This window comes from Acetobacterium sp. MES1 (genome assembly GCF_002237635.1).
Taxonomy (GTDB): Bacteria; Bacillota; Clostridia; order Eubacteriales; family Eubacteriaceae; genus Acetobacterium; species Acetobacterium wieringae.
Window position 1 is genome coordinate 12,490 of record NZ_MJUY01000036.1, and the last position, 17,209, is coordinate 29,698.

Genomic DNA, 17,209 nt, shown 5'->3' on the forward strand with positions numbered 1-17,209 from the left:
TGATTGTTTTTTAAAAGTCCATCCATCTGATATTGCAAAAATGGATGGACTTTTTAAAAAAATGGGTTAATTAGGTCGTTTACGGGTTTATTTTCATCGTCTATTTCAAAGAAATGATTAAAAATATTTTCTGCCGCGGCTGAATCCAGTGGTTTGCTAAAAAGATATCCCTGAATATAGTCACAACCGCCACGCTTTAATTGCCAATATTGATTCCAATCCTCGATTCCCTCTGCGGTGATTTCCAGTTTTAGACTATGTGCCAATGAAATTAGACTATCCATGACCTGATTGTTTTTGAGGTTTAGAAACTTTTCATTGATGGATTTATCCAATTTAACCTTATCCACTGGTATATATGTCAGGTAATTCAGAGACGAATAGCCGGTACCAAAGTCATCCAGGGCGATTTTGAAACCAGCATCTTTTAATCCCTGCAAAAAAGACATCGTTTCAGTATCATTCTCCAGCAGAATGCTTTCTGTAATTTCGATTTCAATCATTTCTGGTTTAACTGCATGAGTCGTTATGAGTTGCCCCAGATATGCGATAAAATTTTTATCCTTCAATTGTTTACTGGAATAATTAATCGCAATTATTTTTTCTCCGAACCCCATATCTCGCCACTTCGCAAATTGTTCAATCGCAGATTTAGCTACCCAACGCCCAATATTAATAATCAGCCCAGTATCTTCTGCAACTGGGATAAATTGATCTGGTTGGATATTATGATCTTTTAATCGCAATAATGCTTCGAACCCATGGATTTGAGCTGAGCACAAGTCGACTTGCGGCTGATAGAGAAGTTTGAAGCCATCTGTTTCTAAGGCTTCTCGAATAATCGCTTCTATTTCGATTCGGGTATTTATAATGTCTTTCATTTCAGAGTAATAAAAGATGTAGTTGTTTTTACCGCTATGTTTAACATGATACATCGCTGTATCGGCATTCATTATAATTTGATTGATGTCACAACTGTCTTCCGGAAAACAGGTTAAGCCCATACTGATATTGATATTATTGGCTTTGCCGTTGAGTACAAATGCTTTATCAAAGGCTGCTTTTGTAGTTTGAGCGAATTTTTCAACTTCCTGGGTTCCATTAATATTTTTCATTAAAATCAGGAATTCATCACCGCCGAAACGGGAAATAAACGTCTTTTCATTGGAAATGTTACTGAGTCGATGGGCAATCATTTTTAAGATCTCATCACCATAAACGTGTCCCTGGGTATCATTGATCGCTTTAAAGTTATCGATATCAAACAATAAAACGGCTCCAGGTTTACCAGAGTCCAGTGCATCCGAGAGTTTTTCTAAAAAACTCATTCGATTTGGCAAATCGGTTAAAAAATCATGGGTCGCAAGGTATTCAATATAATCTTCCTGTTCCTTCATTCGTGTCGTATCCATAAGAATTCCATGAATTTGTTTAATAACACCATTTCCCTGGGCTATTCCTCTGCCCCGGAATAGTATCCATTTTACTTTATTATCCTCATCGTTAATGGGGATCTGAATATCAATCTCATTTTTACGCCCAGTGCAATACGACTGTATTTCGTATAATAATCTGTTTTTGTGTTCCGGATCGGTTAATCGACTCAATAAATCTTCAAATTTTTCGTTTTCATTAAGGATTCGACTGACATTAGAAAAGTTATCAGATATTAGAATTTCGTTGGTATCTAAATCCAATTCCCAAACTGCACTATTTGTAATTTCTGTAGCAATGGCATATTTCTGATTCAGGATACCGACCTCTTTGAGACTTTTTTCAATGACCTCATACTGTGTTCTCAATTTGTCTTCTGTTTTTTCTAGATGATCATTGCTTATTTTCAGTCGCTCATAACTTTCTTGTAATTGTTTTTGAATGGTACGCCGTTTTAAATTATCGACGATAAGAATTAATGAAACAATCAAAAGAAAGAGTATTAGAACCCCAATACTAACAAAAATTTCTCGATATTTTTCCAGTGGTGAGGGTTCTTTGTTAATTAAAACAGCATTTTGGGGAATTAGCGACTCGGGAATATTGAATTTTTTAATGAGATCATAATCAAATATATAGTAATAGGGCGTATCCTCAATAAGACCCATTGATTCCACGGACTTGCCATTCAATATATCCATGATCAAATTACCGGAGATCCGTCCAAAGGCCTCATAATCAATCAGTTTTCCGCCCAATATGCCGTCACCAATTCCGCCGATACTGGTTCGATAGACCGGTATGCTGGTATTATCTTTTAAAAATTGATACTGATCGCTTAAGTCCTTGACAACACCGTTTTTGTCCTGATTCATACTCAGGTATAAAAGAATTGCATCGTTATCCAAATTTTTAAGAATTTCCCCAAACTCAGCAAAGGTATAGTCTGATACGTTTAAGACCCGAAAATCAAGATTATCGAATTCACTTTGAGTGGCCAGAAATTGCCCCTGATCACCTTGACCGGTCAGTGATGAGTCCACAATACCAATAACTTGGGAAGCTTTAGGATTGAATTTATGGGCGATTTTAATCGTTTCGACCATTGAAAATTTTTCGAACATTCCGGTAAAGTAAGGGCTTTCGGCTGCTGACTTTCCCCGGTCGAAGTCATTGATTCCGAAAAACACCACTGGTATTTGGGGAAACAGCGTGTCGTGATAATCGATCATAAACTGCAGGGCATTATCATCCCCAACGAGCACGGCGTCATAGGGCGGCAGATTTTTTAATTTATAAGCAAGATTTTCATAAAACAGTTGTTTATTCTCCACAGTATCCAGCCGCTTAGTATCCATATATTCAATATCCAGACTAACTTTCTCATCAAGCGCAGACTGAATCCCCTTAATTTGCAGCGGAACCGTTGGAAAATTCTCACTGTATGAACTGATAAACAACACCCGCTTATTCTCATTAAGGGCATGGCCAATCATTGGAAAACAGAACAATAAAACCAGGCTCGTAAAAACAACTCCCCATATTGCTGTAATGGTGATTTTTTTTAAATGATTTCTCATGGTGAGCTCTCCTTTACTTCGATCAATTCGTACGAATCCGGTACAGATAAGGATTTGATAATTTCTAAACTTCGATACGATGCATAATTCTATTGCGGCTTATTTAAAACAAATCGACGACTCATTGCAAATACTACTGCCAATAGCAGCAAGCAAAGTGATGCGATCATAAACTTGATACTTATATCACTGTCAGGGATCTGGAGCGATATCCAATCAAAGATTAAGGGTGAGACAAACATTCCTAAATTGACCGCTGCCGTTACCAATGCAATGGCAGTGGATTGATTCTCTTTTCTTACTGCGTTGGCGGCCAGATAAATTCCTGTTGGCATAACAACACCAATTCCAAATCCGATAAAAAGAGCGGCAACACAGATACTGACTAACGATCCCAGAAAAAATATTAGGCTCATCCCCAGTCCCACAACTGCGATTCCGACGGTTATTGTCATTGTTTTTAGGCGGTAGATGATATGGCTGTAACGAAAACCGGTGATCATTCCGGCTGCTGATATCAGGGTGTTGATGATACCGCTAAGCGTCGCATCCCCATAGCCCTTGCTCACCACCAGCAGCGCTATGTTAGTCTGAAAAACAAAAAAGCAGCTGCCAAATAAAAAGATGATCAGGGCAATAAAATAGACGGTACCATTTAGTTTTTCAGTACGATTTCTTGCTTTTAGTTGGGTCGCTGGAAGCGGCTGATCATGGGGCAAATATTTTATGACAATCACAAGAACCGGTAGAAAAGCCAGATAAACCAGATAAGCTCCATTCCATTTTATATTAGCCAGCAAACCGGAAGTAAACAACAGCACCATACTACCGCCATTAAGAAAAGCCGATTGGAGTCCCATCATCGCCCCGCTTTCTTCGCCAGAAAAATAAACGGTGATTAAGGCCAGAGTTATTGTTGCATTAATTCCTTGACCGACACCAATCAAAACACTGGAAAGCCATAAATATTCAATCGCCAGCGGCCCCAGTATCAATCCCATCAATCCACCAGAGAGCCCGCAAGTTAGACTAAAAATCACAAGACTCTTTTTTGAGATCCGCATTGAGAGTGGACCTGCAGCAAATGCAAAAATCACCCCCAATAACGCCGGTAGGGTCAAAACCATTTGAATCATGGTTTCTGACACATTGGGGTAATGCTGTTCGATATCGGCAAGAATGGCAGAAGCGGTCATTGATATCATTAAAAGTGATGCAACTGATAAAATAGCCAGTTTGATTCGTTTTTTCTCCAATTGCGACTCCATATCTCAGTACAAATTAGAATAGTATTTTAATATAATTCTTACCCCCGATAGGATCAAATATTCGAAGGTTCTAGCCTGATAATGCTTTTCATTTCGGATGATGACAATCGTTTTTCATAGCCCCCTTTCACTTAACCAGAAATTAGTTAAAAAAAAGAGAGGTACTCCCTCTCTTATCATGGCAAACTTTTACTTCCGGATGATTTCAATTTTATAGCCGTCCGGGTCAGTAATAAAATAATAACGGGGTTTACCATCACCACTTAAACCTTTTGGCTCAGTGGGTTGGTAGCCCTTTGCGTCGTGCGCGGCCCAGGATGCTTCAAGATCATCAACCACGACGGCTAAATGACCGTAGGCAGTGCCCAAATCATAGGGAGCCACCTGACCATAGTTGTAGGTCAGTTCCAACTGATGACCGTTGGGACTGCCATCGCCTAAAAACACCAGCGTAAACTCATAGGTTGGTTCGTCCCGTCGTCGTACTTCCTCAAATCCCAGAGCTTCTTTGTAAAACGCCAGAGAGCGGTTTAAATCCAATACCCGAATCATTGTATGTGCCATTTTGTAGTTTCCCATCATAATCTCCTTTTTAATTTAAATTTTTCATATTTTTCCCAACAGATCTAGGGGTTGAGCATGGTTTTGTAAAAAGCATAGGCTTTGGAAGATTTACCGATGCAACAGCTGATATAATGATCCAGCAGATCACTAAGTTTTAGGGCTTCAGCTGGGTCGATCTCCCGGTCTTTGAGCTGTTTAATCGGTTGTTTTAAAAAGTCCCGGAGCAGTTCCAGCATGGCTGGGTTTAGCTTATAGAGATAGCCGGGGCTTTGTTCCCGGCAGTCCCGGCAGACCAGGCCATTTTGTTCAATGCTGAAGTGGGTTAAATCCTGATCATGCTGACAAACCATGCACCTTTCCAGAACGGGACGATAGCCTAAGTAGCTGACCAGCTTCATTTGAAAGGCCCCAACCAGAACCAGGTCGTTTCTGGCTTTGCCACCAGAAATGTAGTACAACACATGGAGCAGTAATTTTAATATCTCTGGACTTTTCTGATAAAATTCGTAGGCGTTATACATCAAGTCCAGTAAATATGAAGCCAGGGCCATTTTGGTCAGATCATTCCGCAAGGGATAAAAGGCTTCAATTAAGTTCGACTGATTGATAATGCCAAAATTCTTGCCGGGATAATAGACAAATTCACTATAAGCAAAAATTTGAGTGCTGGCTAAATGGCCGCTTTTCTGGCGGCGAACGCCTCGGGCGATGCATTGGATCTTGCCCTCATCTTCGGTAAAAATGGTCAGAATCTTATCCTGTTCTTTGTAGGGCTGTTCCCTGATGACCAGGCCTTTTGTTTTAATCAGTGCCATATTGCTCCAAACGGAAAGATTTATTCAAAATAGCCTAAATCTTTCAGATCAAAATTCTTATCCCGCCAATCCGTGCGAACCTTCACCCAAAGCTGCAGATTGATTTGGGTTTTGAGGAAAAATTCAATATCTTTACGGGCTTGTGAGCCAATCTTGGTCAGCATCGAGCCACCCTTGCCGATCAGGATGCCCTTGTGCGTTTTGCGCTCACAGAAAATGGTTGCTTCAATGTCAATGATATCCTTCCCTTTTCGGGGTTTCATGGCTGTCACTTCGACAGCAATACCGTGGGGAACCTCATCATTTAATAGGTTAAGGATCTTTTCTCGGATCAGCTCCTGGACAATCCAGCGTTCGGATTGATCAATAATCATATCAGCGGGGAAAAACATCGGACCCGGACTGAGCAGGTCGGTTATCAGATCCAGCAGTTCTTTAACACCATCTCCGGTAACCGCCGAAATCGGAATAATGGCTTTAAGGAAATCGTATTTTTGATATGCCGCAATGGTGATTAGAAGTTCTTCTTTGGGCAACAAATCAATTTTGTTGATGACTAAAACAACCGGGGTCTTGCTGGCTCCCAGCTTCTCCAGAATATATTGATCGCCGGGCCCAATTTTTGTTTCGGGCTCAACCAGGTATAAAACCACATCCACATCAGCAACGGTATTTTCCGCCGCTTTTTGCATGTAGTCACCTAACCGGTTTTTGGGACGGTGCATTCCCGGAGTGTCAATAAAAACCATCTGGGCCTGCTCATCGGTATAAATACAACGAATTGCATTGCGGGTGGTTTGGGGTTTGGCCGAAGTAATCACCAGTTTCTCCCCCATAATATTATTAAGCAAGGTCGATTTTCCGACATTCGGACGACCGACGATACTGATAAAGCCGGATTTAAAGTTTTTGTTCATGATTCACATTCTTTCTCTGGTTAAAAAAACCAATTGATAATTTTTGGTAAAAAGATAATCAGCCCCACGCATATTGACATGATGGCTGCTACCATTACGGCTCCGGCGGCGGTGTCTTTGGCAACCTTGGCCAGATGATGGTATTCTTCGGTATAAAGGTCCACCAGGGTTTCAATGGCGGTATTGATAATTTCGAGGATAAAAACAAAGCCAATTACAATCACCAACGCCAGCCATTCATAGTTTTCGATTTTAAAGATAAAACCGCAGGCCACCGCCAATAAACCGATGCCAAAGTGAATGCGCATATTCGGCTGGGTTTTGAGGGTGTGTAAAATACCTTCAATGGCAAAAGAAAAACTCTTTTGTAGCTTTCGTCTGATCGTTCCCACCTCCTGATTCATTTGCTTGATAGAAGGATGCGACTGGGGCGAGGCGTTAGTCGTCACCCATAATTTCTTTTTCAATACGACGCATCACCGATTTTTCATCATCTTCCAGATGGTCATAACCCAACAGGTGCAATACACTGTGCACCGACAGATAGGAAAGCTCCCGGGTCAGGGTATTCCCGTATTCTTTGGCCTGGGCTTTTGCCTGCTGGATGCAGATCACAATATCACCGAGTAACAAGGGCAAAAACGGATTGTCTTTGATAATTGACTCCCGATTATTTATGAAATCTTCATACATCGGAAAGGACAGGACATCGGTGACAGAATCTTTATCCCGGTACTCCCGGTTCAGATCTTTTATTTCGGAGGTACTGACAAATGAAAAACTTACTTCACACTCCACCTCAATTTCCTGGTGAAGCAGCGTTCGCACCATTGCGTCTTCGACCTCTTCCAATACCGTTTCATCTATTTCAAAATCACTACGGTTATCATAAGCGACTACAAGCATTTTAGTTCCTCTCTAATTTTATCATTTCTTTTTTTTATGGGCGGCTTTGGTTTTCGCTTCGGCTCGTGCAGCCGCCCGCATGGCGGATTTTTTGGCATCCGTCAAGGGAGTTGGGTGTGAAATCAGTTCATCATAGGGTGGGGTGGTCATATAGGATAGCATTCCAAAGCCATGGTTATAATCAATCATCGTGATACTTCCCAATTTAATGTCAAAATGCCATTTACAGTCCAGTGGCAGATTCAGCATATTGGTCAACATACCGTGGATTGTACCACCGTGAGCTACCATCAGAACCGTTTCGCCTTCGGTTAGTTCGGTTAAAAATTCGGCGCAAAGGTCATGATATTCCCGTTGACTCTGACCCTGGGGGACTCTGTAATCTATATAATTTGCCATCCATTGATCCCATTCTGACTGGAAAATTTCGATGCATTCGTCCCGGGTTTTTCCTTCAAAGATCCCGAAGTTAAATTCCCGCAGGCGGTGGTCGACCAAAATTTCTTTCCCGGTTTCTGCCCCTACAGCCTGGGCAATTTTGTAAGCCCGGGTCGTTGGACTGGCAAAGATTTTATCAAATGCCAGTTTCTTATCCAAGGCAATCAGTTCTTCCACCAGAATTTCTTTCATAGCCTCGCCCCGGGGCGTATAGTCGGATTCGGTATGGCCATTGAGGCGATGTTCTACATTTCCAAAAGTTTCTACATGTCTAACCAATACAAGTTTCATTTATTCGTCCTTATGTGATTGATATACTTCTTCTCTATTATAACTCATTTTAATCGGGGAAACCAAAATATTTTTGCCATCCCTGATTATTTTAGTTATAATTAAACCAGAACCTGAGAAAGGATATCACCATGGAAAAAATAAAAAAACAAGCACTCTTTGCTGATCTGGGGCTGGTAGCAGTGGCTTTTGTCTGGGGCAGCGGTTTTGTTGCGTCAAAAAACGCCCTGGACTCCATGTCACCGATGATGTTGATGACAGTCCGATTCGCCGTTGCCTCCCTGTTATCCGGATTTATTTTCCGGAAAAATTTAAAGAACCTCTCAAAAGATACAATTAAGGCCGGTTGTGTGATTGGCTTTTTTCTGTTCACTGCTTTTGCCGCCCAGATGATTGGTCTGCAATATATGCTGGCCGGAAAACAGGCCTTTTTAACGGCGACCAATGTGATTATGGTGCCCTTTATTTACTGGGCCGTCAAAAAACATCGGCCGGATCAGTATAATTTTGTAGCAGCTTTTATTATGCTGCTGGGGCTGGCCCTGTTGACCATCGATTTTTCGGTTGGATTTTCCTTTAATCCCGGGGATGCCCTTACCCTGTTGTGCGCCTTATTATACGCCTGTCATATTGTCGTGGTGGGGATTTACTCAAAAGAACATGATCCCATTGCCCTGACAGTGATTCAACTGGGTTTTGCGGCAATCGTATCCTTAGCCTATGTTATACTAACTGGCGAATTTACCCTGGCAATCCCGATACCCGGACTTATCAATGGCTTGTATCTGGGGATATTCTGTACCTTCCTGGCATTTTTGGGACAGACGATGGCCCAAAAATATACCAATTCCACCCATGCCGCCATTATCCTTAGTCTTGAAGCGGTCTTTGGCAGTCTCTTATCGATCATGATCCTTGGCGAGGATTTTACGTTGATGATGTTTTTGGGCTGTCTGGTTATTTTTATGGGCATCCTCACCGCTGAAACCAAGTGGTCCTTTTTAAAAATAGCATTTCTTAAAACAAAACGGGATAACCCGGAAAAAATCACCGAGATTTAGCTTTTTCTTTACAGATTAATTCGCAATATGCTATGATTACCTCCAATCGCAAGAATAATTGCAAAGGAGGTTTTTTTTTGAAAACTCAATTTAATATTGGAAATCTGGAATTTTCCAAACCGATTGTCCAGGGAGGCATGGGGATCGGTGTTTCGCTTTCTAATCTGGCCGGTCATGTCTCAAAACTTGGCGGACTCGGTGTTTTATCGGCAGTGGAAATGGGTAGTGATTACCCTGACTATAAAAAAAATCCCAAGCTGGCCAATCGACAAGCAATGACGGATCACTTTAAACGGGCCAAAGCGATATCCGGCAATCGGCCCATTGGAATTAATATTATGGTGGCCTTGACCCAATACGAACAACTGGTTAAAGATGCTGTGCAAACCGGATATGATATCATTTTTGCCGGAGCAGGCCTGCCCTTAACCCTGCCGGAACTGACCCGCAATTCCTTAACCAGGATTGCTCCCATTATTTCATCCAAGCGGGTAGCCAAGCTGATCTTAAAACACTGGTGGCGTCACTACGAAGTTGCTCCCGATGCCATCGTTCTGGAAGGTCCCCTGGCGGGCGGTCATTTAGGTTTTAAAAATGAAGATCTGACTCCCGAACGGTTGGCTGAACAGGCGCTACCAACATTAATTCCCGGCGTATTGGAAGAAATCAAACCCTATGAGGATCTGGTTGGACGACACATCCCCCTAATCGCCGGTGGCGGAATTACTACAGCAGCCGATGTCCGGGAAACGCTGGCAGCTGGTGCCGATGCCGTTCAGATTGGTTCCCGCTTCGTTACCACCAACGAATGTGATGCCTCACTGGCCTTTAAAGAAGCCATGGTTAAAGCAACCAAAGCCGATATAGAGATTATTGTCAGTCCCGCTGGTTTGCCAGGCCGGGCCATTCACAACCGCTTTCTGGAAGAAGTCAAATCTGGATTGCGGCACCCCAAAAACTGTCCCATTAACTGCATCAAGAGTTGTGACTATAAAACGGCACCCTACTGTATTGGTTTGGCACTGATTGCCGGTAGAAAAGGTGATCTCGATAACGGCTATGTTTTTTCCGGGGCCAACGCCTATAAGATCTCTGAAATTACCACCGTGGAAGCCTTAATGAATGAATTAACCAGTGAGCTTGGTTAAAAATTTTTTTTAGAGAGCTATTAAATCTTAAGACCGCCTAAGAAACTATCCAGAACCAGAGCTTTTCTTGACAAATATTTTTTTAGCGCTATAATTAGTTAGACAATCTAATAAATATGGAGGTGACCCTTTGGACTCTTTTTCTTCCCAACTCAACGCCGTTCTGGTTGATACATTCAATAATATTTTAAAATTTGAAGAGGATTTACTCAAGCAATCGACAAATATTGATTTATCAATCAATGAAATGCATCTAATTGAGCATGTGGGAAAAAATACAAATGATGGAAGAACCATAAGTGATCTTGCCCAAAGTCTAAACATTACCCTCCCCTCAGTAACAGTGGCCATTAATAAACTGGTCAAGAAGGGGTATGTAAAAAAAGAGAAAAGCAATACCGATGGACGAGTTGTGTACGTCCGCCTTACCGACAAGGGCTTGCGGATCGATAAAATTCACCAGTATTTTCATGTAAAAATGGTGAAAGATATTGCTAAAGAAATGACTGATGAAGAAAAAGAAGTTTTAATTCATGGCATGGAAAAATTAAATGGTTTTTTCAGAAAAAAATTATCAAGACTCGCTGACGAAAATGAGTCGTCCGAGCCTTGATGTTTGGAGGAACAAATGTCCTTTACAATTATCGGAACCGGTTCTGCGTTGCCCAAAACAATCCAGACCAATGAAGACCTCGCCCAGTTTCTGGATACGTCCCATGAGTGGATCGTTTCTCGAACTGGCATTGAAGCCAGGCATATTTGTGTCGATGAGTCCATTTTGGATATCGCCCTGGAAGCCAGTGTGAACGCTCTGGCAAACGCCCAAATCAAACCAACTGAGCTCGATCTGATTATCTGCCCCACTCTTGGCGGTGATACTGTCACCCCTTCTCTGGCCTGCCTGATTCAGGAACAACTTGGTGCGACCTGTCCCAGTTTTGACCTTAATGCGGCCTGTTCTGGCTTTGTCTATGGGCTGGACGTGGCTGATGCCTATTTTTCCCGCAATGGTGATATGAAAATTTTAGTCATTGCGGTGGATGCAATGTCCAAACTGGTGGACTGGCAGGATCGGGCCACCGCCGTTCTTTTTGGCGATGGTGCCGGTGCGACGGTGCTGACCAGCGGCGACAGCCTCAAAGCGATCCAACTGACTGCCGTCGGAAATCAGCATGCCTTAAGCATTCCCTGGCCCAAGGGTAACCATCCCCTGACCACAGGACAGCCCCATCCAGCTCCCTATCTGCTGATGGATGGGCCGGAGGTTTATCGCTTTGCAGTAGCTGCCATCTGCAGTGATTTACGCTCGGTGACACAAAAAGCCGGTATTGCTCTTGCTGATCTTGATTATATTATTCCCCATCAGGCCAACCTGCGGATTATCGAAGGGGCTGCCAAACGACTGAAGTTATCAATCGACAAATTTGTTCTGCGGGTCGACGGCTGCGGCAATACTTCTGCAGCCAGTATTCCTCTGGTACTGGATGAACTAAACCGCAATGGTTTATTCAAATCCGGTACCCGAATTGCCTTAACCGCTTTTGGTGGCGGACTGACAACTGGCGCCTGTGTGATTGAATGGGCCTGATAGGGTCTGCTAACAATTATAATTACTAAAGCAACTAAACCGATCTCAAGTAAAAATTTATTTTATAATCTTAGGAGGATTAATCAAATGGTATTAGAAAAAGTAGTGGAAATTTTACGGAATTACAAAGACGAACAGGATCTGGAAGTAACAATGGATTCAACCTTCGAAGAACTGGAACTGGACTCACTGGATACGGTAGAACTGGTTATGGAAATCGAAGAAGCCTTTGATACCAGCATTGAAATGGATGGCGAACTGACAACGATTGGTGATGTGGTAGAGCTGATCGAAAAAGCAATCGCTTAGGTGAAATAGGATGATTAAAACACCACTCTGCGATCTATTAAACATTGAATTTCCCATTCTTCAAGGAGGAATGGCGTGGATATCCGATGCTCAGCTTGCGGCTGCCGTGTCAAATGCAGGTGGTTTAGGGATTATTTCGTCAATGAACGCCGATGAAAATTGGCTCCGCACCGAAATTATCAAAGTAAAAAGCTTGACGGATAAACCGTTTGGGGTCAATGTCATGCTGATGAACCCCCATGTCGATAAAATTGCCCAGGTACTGATTGATGAAAAGGTTCCGGTGGTTACTACCGGAGCTGGCAATCCCGGAAAATTTATGAAAATGTGGATTGAAGCCGGTATTAAAGTGATTCCGGTCGTGCCTTCCACCGGGTTGGCACGGTTTTCTGAGCGGGCTGGCGCCACCGCCGTAATTGCCGAAGGTGGTGAATCCGGCGGACATGTCGGCGAAATGGCCACCATGCCATTGATTCCCCAGGTCTGTGACGCAGTTTCAATTCAGGTCATCGCTGCTGGTGGTATCGGTGATGGCCGGGGGATCGCCGCAGCGCTGATGCTGGGGGCTGTGGGCGTTCAACTGGGCACCCGATTCTTAGTCGCCCACGAAACCAACATCCATGAAAATTATAAAGATAAAATTATTAAAGCCAAAGATATTGACACCATCCTCAGTGGACGAACATTGGGTCATCCGGTCCGATCTCTGAAAACAACCTTCTCAAAAGATTTCATAAAATTGGAAAATGACCCAACTGCGCCACCAGAAGCTCTGGAAGAATACGGTCGGGGTGCCCTTCGCATTGCCGCTCAGGAAGGTGATTCTCAAAAAGGTTGCTTCATGGCTGGCCAGATTGCCGGCATGATAAAAGAAAAACAAAGCGTGAAGGAAATCATCTTAACACTGGCCAAAGAAACCGAAACAGTATTAAAAGGAGGCTTACAATGGGTAAAATAGCACTGCTTTTCCCGGGTCAGGGATCTCAGTATGTTGGTATGGGCAAACCCCTCTACGAACACTGCGTGTCTTCGCGAACGATTTTTGACCAAGTTAATGCCGTTCATCAGGGCACCACTGCCCTCTGTTTTGAAGGGCCTTCCGAAGCCCTCAATCAAACCGAAAACACCCAACCCTGTATTTTTGCTGTCGAATTGGCAGCCCTGGCTGCTTTGCAATGTGTTGGCGTTGAAGCCCAGGGAATCGCTGGATTCTCGCTGGGGGAAGTAACCGGATTGGTAGCCGCCGGAGTTCTGTCAATGGACGATGGTTTAAAGTTTGTTAAAAAGCGTGGCCGGGCGATGGAAGAGGCCGCACAGATGACGCCTGCAACCATGGTAGCGGTTTTAAAACTTGAAAATCCCAAAGTGGAAGCACTCTGCAAGGAATTCAACCAGTGTTACCCGGTTAACTATAATTGTCCCGGGCAGCTGGTTGTCGCACTTTTAAAAGCCGATCAGGAATTGTTTTTAACCCGGGTTAAAGAGCTGGGCGGCCGGGGTATTCCCCTGACCCTGTCTGGCGGTTTTCACTCGCCTTTTATGACCTATGCCACTAAACTGCTTGAAAAGCGGATCTATGAATTGACCTTCACTGAAGCGTCAATTCCCCTCTATTCCAACGCCTATGCCAAGCCCTACCCTGATGCGCCGGTGGATATCCGGTCCTACATTCTGCACCAGATCAATCATCCCGTATTATGGGAACAAACCATGCGCAATATGATCGCCGATGGATTTACTACCTTTATTGAATGTGGCCCCGGCAAAACCCTGGGCGGATTCTTAAAAAAAATTGACAAATCAGTAACCTGTCATCACGTTGAAACCCTGTTGACCGATTATCTGGAAGCTAAAAACGCTGGAAAGGAATGGACTTTTACATGCTAACAGGAAAAACTGCACTCATCACTGGTGGTGCCAAAGGAATTGGCCGGGCGATCGCCCTGAAAATTGCTGAAGCCCATGGAAATGTCGCCATTATCTACCGCGGTAGTCAAATAAATGCTGAAGCTACCATTGCGGAATTGCTGGCTTTTGGTGTTCAGGCCAGAAGCTATCAATGTGATGTCGCTGACTTCAGTGCCACTAAAGAACTGGTTGCTCAAATTATTAACGATTTTGGCGGCTTGGACATCCTGGTGAACAATGCCGGTATTACGAATGATAAGTTATTAATCGCCATGAAAGAAGAAGATTTTGACAGCGTCATCAACACCAACTTAAAAGGCGCTTTTAACATGACCAAACACGTCGGGGCCTACCTGCTTAAGCAGCGTAAAGGGCGAATTATCAATATTTCTTCAGTTTCCGGTCTGATGGGTAACGTCGGCCAATGTAATTACGCCGCTGCCAAAGCTGGACTGATCGGCCTGACCAAGTCAGCTGCCAAAGAAATGGCGCTGCGGGGAGTTACCTGTAATGCCATTGCCCCCGGTTTTATTGATACCGATATGACTAAGGCATTAAAACCCGAAATAAAGACAGAAATACTCAAACAAATTCCCTTAAAACGTTTGGGACAGGCTGATGACATTGCCAATCTCTGCGTTTATTTAAGTAGCGATTTATCCGGCTATATTACAGGAGAAGTCATTAAAGTTGATGGCGGTCTCTATATTTAGGAGTAATTTATGAATCGACGAGTTGTTATAACAGGATGCGGTGCCGTTTCTCCAGTGGGTAGCACTATAGAACGTTTTTGGGAAAACCTGACAAACGGAAAATGCGGCATCGACTTTATTAAAAAGTTTGATACCACCGACTTAAAAGTGAAAATTGCAGGTGAGGTTCATGATTTTGAACCCCTTGATTATATTAAAAAAAGTGAAATCCGCAAAACCGATCTATTTACCCAATACGGCATTGGTGCGGCTGTTCAGGCGATGGAAGACAGCGGTGTCCAGGCTCATGTCGATCCCAGCCGACTGGGTGTTTTTATCGGTTCCGGCATCGGTGGTATTCATACCTTTATTGATGAATGCCACAAAATGGATGAAAAAGGTCCCAGTCGGATTTCACCCTTCTTTATCCCGATGATGATTTCAAACATCGCTGCTGGCACCATTGCCATTCGCTATAATGCGCAGGGACCCTGCTTGCCAATTGTTACGGCCTGCGCCACTGGCACCCATTCAATCGGTGAAGCCTTTCGCAGTATCAAACACGGTTATGCTGATGCGATTATTGCTGGCGGTACCGAAGCCAGTATTTCGCCACTATCAGTGGCCGGTTTCACAAATTTAACGGCGTTAACAACCGTTAACGACCCGGCCCGGGCCTCGATTCCCTTTGATAAGAATCGCAGCGGTTTTGTCATGAGCGAAGGCGCTGGTGCCCTGGTGCTGGAAGAAAGGGAATCGGCCCTGAACCGGGGCGCTAAAATTTATGGCGAAATTGTCGGCTACGGCAATACCTGTGACGCCTACCATATTACAGCCCCCCACCCTGACGCCATCGGCGGAACCCGGGCCATCCATCTGGCGATGGACGAAGCAACCCGGAGCGGTGTCAGTTTCGAAGAAGTTCAGATCTATGTCAATGCCCACGGTACCAGTACCCCCCTTAACGATAAATCAGAAACCATTGCCATTAAAAATGCCCTGGGTGAGCATATCAGCCGCACCCTGGTCAGCTCGACCAAATCAATGACTGGACATATGTTAGGCGCTGCCGGTGCCATCGAAGCGATTGCCTCAGTGTTGGCTTTAAAAGACGGCATTATTCCCCCCACCATTGGCTATCAGGAAGCTGACCCGGACTGTGACCTGGATTATGTTCCCAATCAGAAACGGGCAGTCGAAAGTGATATCGCCCTGTCGATTTCCCTTGGATTTGGTGGTCACAATGCGTGTCTGGCATTTGTTAAGTAGAGGAGAATAAGTAATGGAATTAACGACTGAAACCATTCAAGCCCTGGCGAAAATCATGTCGGCCGAAAAACTGACCAGTCTGGCTCTTGATCAGGGCAACCTGAAAATCGAAATGAAACGGGAAAGCGGTTTGACTTTCACAGGAGAAGCAACTTCTTGTGAACCACAAATAACGATCACTGCGCCACAGCCCCCACAAGATCTGCCTGTGATAGCCGAAACTCCTGAAGTCTCTAACAATGCCGAGTGGAAAGAAATTAAATCCCCGATGGTGGGTGTTTTTTACCAAAGTAGTCAACCCGGGAAGCCGCCCTATGTGACCAAGGGACAACACTTTGCTGACGGTGATACCCTATGTATCATTGAAGCGATGAAGCTGATGAACGAAATTACCGCCGAAACCGCCGGTACCATTATGGAAGTATGCGTCAGCAACGGCCAGGTTGTGGAATTCGGCCAGGTACTCTATCGCATTGTAGAGGACTAATATTTTAACGTAAAATCGATACCGTACTGATCCCATTCGGTACGGTTAAATCTTGTTGTGATTAAGCAATTACAAAAGCGAATTTTAGAAAAATTCAGAAGGAAATCAGAATGAAACGTGATGAATTAAAGAAGATCCTGCCTCACCGTGAGCCGATGCTGCTGATTGACGAGGCTAAAAAAATAGATGACACCACCGCCACCGGTCGCTACACGGTTACCGGCGATGAGTTTTTTTTACAGGGCCATTTTCCCGGTAACCCGGTCGTACCAGGGGTCATCCTCTGCGAAATTATGGCTCAGACCAGCTGTGTCTTATTGGCTGAGTTAGAAGGTGCCAACAAAACCCCCTACTTTACTGGTCTGAATAAAGTAAAATTCAAAGAAAAAGTTCGCGTTGGCGATACCATTGAAATTACCTGCAGTTTGACAAAATCCAAACCGCCGTTTTATTTTGCCAGCGGTTCGGGATCAGTAAACGGCAAGGTGGCGGTAGTCGGAGAATTTTCGTTTGCCCTGATTGAGTAAGGAGGCT

Annotated in this window: 19 protein-coding genes; 11 read left to right on the top strand and 8 right to left on the bottom strand. The window is 43.8% G+C overall.

The window, feature by feature from the left end; translation table 11 throughout:
- Positions 1–53 precede the first annotated feature (53 nt).
- The 8 genes from BI182_RS10640 to BI182_RS10675 all read right to left on the bottom strand — a co-directional run bounded on the left by BI182_RS10640 (position 54) and on the right by BI182_RS10675 (position 8,213).
- The gene (locus tag BI182_RS10640) at positions 54–3,014 is read right to left on the bottom strand and encodes an EAL domain-containing protein (RefSeq protein ID WP_286807801.1); all 2,961 of its coding nucleotides are present in this window, start codon (positions 3,012–3,014) and stop codon (positions 54–56) included.
- 89 nt (positions 3,015–3,103) lie between these two features.
- Positions 3,104–4,270 (bottom strand): MFS transporter, encoded by a 1,167-nt coding sequence (locus tag BI182_RS10645; RefSeq protein ID WP_286807802.1) that lies wholly within the window; start codon positions 4,268–4,270, stop codon positions 3,104–3,106.
- Positions 4,271–4,471: 201 nt separating this feature from the next.
- The gene (locus BI182_RS10650) at positions 4,472–4,861 is read right to left on the bottom strand and encodes a VOC family protein (protein WP_286807803.1); all 390 of its coding nucleotides are present in this window, start codon (positions 4,859–4,861) and stop codon (positions 4,472–4,474) included.
- Positions 4,862–4,908: 47 nt separating this feature from the next.
- The gene (gene recO, locus BI182_RS10655) at positions 4,909–5,661 is read right to left on the bottom strand and encodes a DNA repair protein RecO (protein WP_286807804.1); all 753 of its coding nucleotides are present in this window, start codon (positions 5,659–5,661) and stop codon (positions 4,909–4,911) included.
- 20 nt (positions 5,662–5,681) lie between these two features.
- A complete protein-coding gene (gene era, locus BI182_RS10660) occupies positions 5,682–6,578 on the bottom strand; it encodes a GTPase Era (RefSeq protein WP_070372231.1) in 897 nt (298 codons plus the stop codon).
- Between the two features lie 20 nt (positions 6,579–6,598).
- Entirely contained in the window at positions 6,599–7,045 is a 447-nt protein-coding gene (locus tag BI182_RS10665) for a diacylglycerol kinase family protein (protein WP_353744766.1), read from the bottom strand.
- Entirely contained in the window at positions 7,017–7,484 is a 468-nt protein-coding gene (ybeY, locus tag BI182_RS10670) for an rRNA maturation RNase YbeY (protein WP_286807805.1), read from the bottom strand. The genes BI182_RS10665 and ybeY overlap by 29 nt, the downstream gene beginning before the upstream one ends.
- 21 nt (positions 7,485–7,505) lie before the next feature.
- The gene (locus BI182_RS10675) at positions 7,506–8,213 is read right to left on the bottom strand and encodes a histidine phosphatase family protein (RefSeq protein WP_286807806.1); all 708 of its coding nucleotides are present in this window, start codon (positions 8,211–8,213) and stop codon (positions 7,506–7,508) included.
- A gap of 131 nt (positions 8,214–8,344) precedes the next feature.
- Here BI182_RS10675 and BI182_RS10680 point away from each other — a divergent pair, with 131 nt between their 5' ends.
- The 11 genes from BI182_RS10680 to fabZ all read left to right on the top strand — a co-directional run bounded on the left by BI182_RS10680 (position 8,345) and on the right by fabZ (position 17,202).
- The gene (locus tag BI182_RS10680; protein WP_286807807.1) at positions 8,345–9,274 is read left to right on the top strand and encodes a DMT family transporter; all 930 of its coding nucleotides are present in this window, start codon (positions 8,345–8,347) and stop codon (positions 9,272–9,274) included.
- A 77-nt stretch (positions 9,275–9,351) separates the two neighbouring features.
- Positions 9,352–10,422: an NAD(P)H-dependent flavin oxidoreductase gene (locus BI182_RS10685; RefSeq protein ID WP_286807808.1), complete on the top strand. Its 1,071-nt coding sequence runs from the start codon at positions 9,352–9,354 to the stop codon at positions 10,420–10,422.
- A 130-nt stretch (positions 10,423–10,552) separates the two neighbouring features.
- Positions 10,553–11,035, top strand: a complete 483-nt coding sequence (locus BI182_RS10690) for a MarR family winged helix-turn-helix transcriptional regulator (RefSeq protein WP_148637129.1) — start codon at positions 10,553–10,555, stop codon at positions 11,033–11,035.
- 15 nt (positions 11,036–11,050) lie between these two features.
- Positions 11,051–12,010, top strand: coding sequence for a beta-ketoacyl-ACP synthase III (locus BI182_RS10695; RefSeq protein ID WP_286807809.1), 960 nt, complete (start codon positions 11,051–11,053; stop codon positions 12,008–12,010).
- Between the two features lie 87 nt (positions 12,011–12,097).
- Entirely contained in the window at positions 12,098–12,319 is a 222-nt protein-coding gene (locus BI182_RS10700; RefSeq protein WP_070372239.1) for an acyl carrier protein, read from the top strand.
- A gap of 10 nt (positions 12,320–12,329) precedes the next feature.
- Complete coding sequence (fabK, locus tag BI182_RS10705) at positions 12,330–13,277, top strand: enoyl-[acyl-carrier-protein] reductase FabK (protein WP_286807810.1); 948 nt, start codon at positions 12,330–12,332, stop codon at positions 13,275–13,277.
- The gene (locus tag BI182_RS10710; RefSeq protein ID WP_070372241.1) at positions 13,265–14,206 is read left to right on the top strand and encodes an ACP S-malonyltransferase; all 942 of its coding nucleotides are present in this window, start codon (positions 13,265–13,267) and stop codon (positions 14,204–14,206) included. The genes fabK and BI182_RS10710 overlap by 13 nt, the downstream gene beginning before the upstream one ends.
- Entirely contained in the window at positions 14,200–14,940 is a 741-nt protein-coding gene (gene fabG / locus BI182_RS10715) for a 3-oxoacyl-[acyl-carrier-protein] reductase (RefSeq protein WP_148637127.1), read from the top strand. The genes BI182_RS10710 and fabG overlap by 7 nt, the downstream gene beginning before the upstream one ends.
- 9 nt (positions 14,941–14,949) lie before the next feature.
- Entirely contained in the window at positions 14,950–16,188 is a 1,239-nt protein-coding gene (gene fabF / locus BI182_RS10720) for a beta-ketoacyl-ACP synthase II (protein ID WP_286807811.1), read from the top strand.
- Positions 16,189–16,201: 13 nt separating this feature from the next.
- The gene (accB, locus tag BI182_RS10725; protein ID WP_070372244.1) at positions 16,202–16,675 is read left to right on the top strand and encodes an acetyl-CoA carboxylase biotin carboxyl carrier protein; all 474 of its coding nucleotides are present in this window, start codon (positions 16,202–16,204) and stop codon (positions 16,673–16,675) included.
- A 110-nt stretch (positions 16,676–16,785) separates the two neighbouring features.
- Entirely contained in the window at positions 16,786–17,202 is a 417-nt protein-coding gene (gene fabZ / locus BI182_RS10730) for a 3-hydroxyacyl-ACP dehydratase FabZ (RefSeq protein ID WP_070372245.1), read from the top strand.
- The last annotated feature ends 7 nt before the right edge of the window (positions 17,203–17,209 follow it).

Excerpts from the sequence above, each read along its gene's own strand:
- fabF (WP_286807811.1), top strand. The coding sequence starts at position 14,950 with ATGAATCGACGAGTTGTTATAACAGGATGCGGTGCCGTTTCTCCAGTG.
- BI182_RS10695 (WP_286807809.1), top strand. The coding sequence starts at position 11,051 with ATGTCCTTTACAATTATCGGAACCGGTTCTGCGTTGCCCAAAACAATC.
- ybeY (WP_286807805.1), bottom strand. The coding sequence starts at position 7,484 with ATGCTTGTAGTCGCTTATGATAACCGTAGTGATTTTGAAATAGATGAA.
- accB (WP_070372244.1), top strand. The coding sequence starts at position 16,202 with ATGGAATTAACGACTGAAACCATTCAAGCCCTGGCGAAAATCATGTCG.
- BI182_RS10700 (WP_070372239.1), top strand. The coding sequence starts at position 12,098 with ATGGTATTAGAAAAAGTAGTGGAAATTTTACGGAATTACAAAGACGAA.
- BI182_RS10680 (WP_286807807.1), top strand. The coding sequence starts at position 8,345 with ATGGAAAAAATAAAAAAACAAGCACTCTTTGCTGATCTGGGGCTGGTA.
- fabK (WP_286807810.1), top strand. The coding sequence starts at position 12,330 with ATGATTAAAACACCACTCTGCGATCTATTAAACATTGAATTTCCCATT.
- era (WP_070372231.1), bottom strand. The coding sequence starts at position 6,578 with ATGAACAAAAACTTTAAATCCGGCTTTATCAGTATCGTCGGTCGTCCG.
- fabG (WP_148637127.1), top strand. The coding sequence starts at position 14,200 with ATGCTAACAGGAAAAACTGCACTCATCACTGGTGGTGCCAAAGGAATT.
- BI182_RS10710 (WP_070372241.1), top strand. The coding sequence starts at position 13,265 with ATGGGTAAAATAGCACTGCTTTTCCCGGGTCAGGGATCTCAGTATGTT.
- fabZ (WP_070372245.1), top strand. The coding sequence starts at position 16,786 with ATGAAACGTGATGAATTAAAGAAGATCCTGCCTCACCGTGAGCCGATG.
- BI182_RS10640 (WP_286807801.1), bottom strand. The coding sequence starts at position 3,014 with ATGAGAAATCATTTAAAAAAAATCACCATTACAGCAATATGGGGAGTT.
- BI182_RS10675 (WP_286807806.1), bottom strand. The coding sequence starts at position 8,213 with ATGAAACTTGTATTGGTTAGACATGTAGAAACTTTTGGAAATGTAGAA.
- BI182_RS10650 (WP_286807803.1), bottom strand. The coding sequence starts at position 4,861 with ATGGGAAACTACAAAATGGCACATACAATGATTCGGGTATTGGATTTA.
- recO (WP_286807804.1), bottom strand. The coding sequence starts at position 5,661 with ATGGCACTGATTAAAACAAAAGGCCTGGTCATCAGGGAACAGCCCTAC.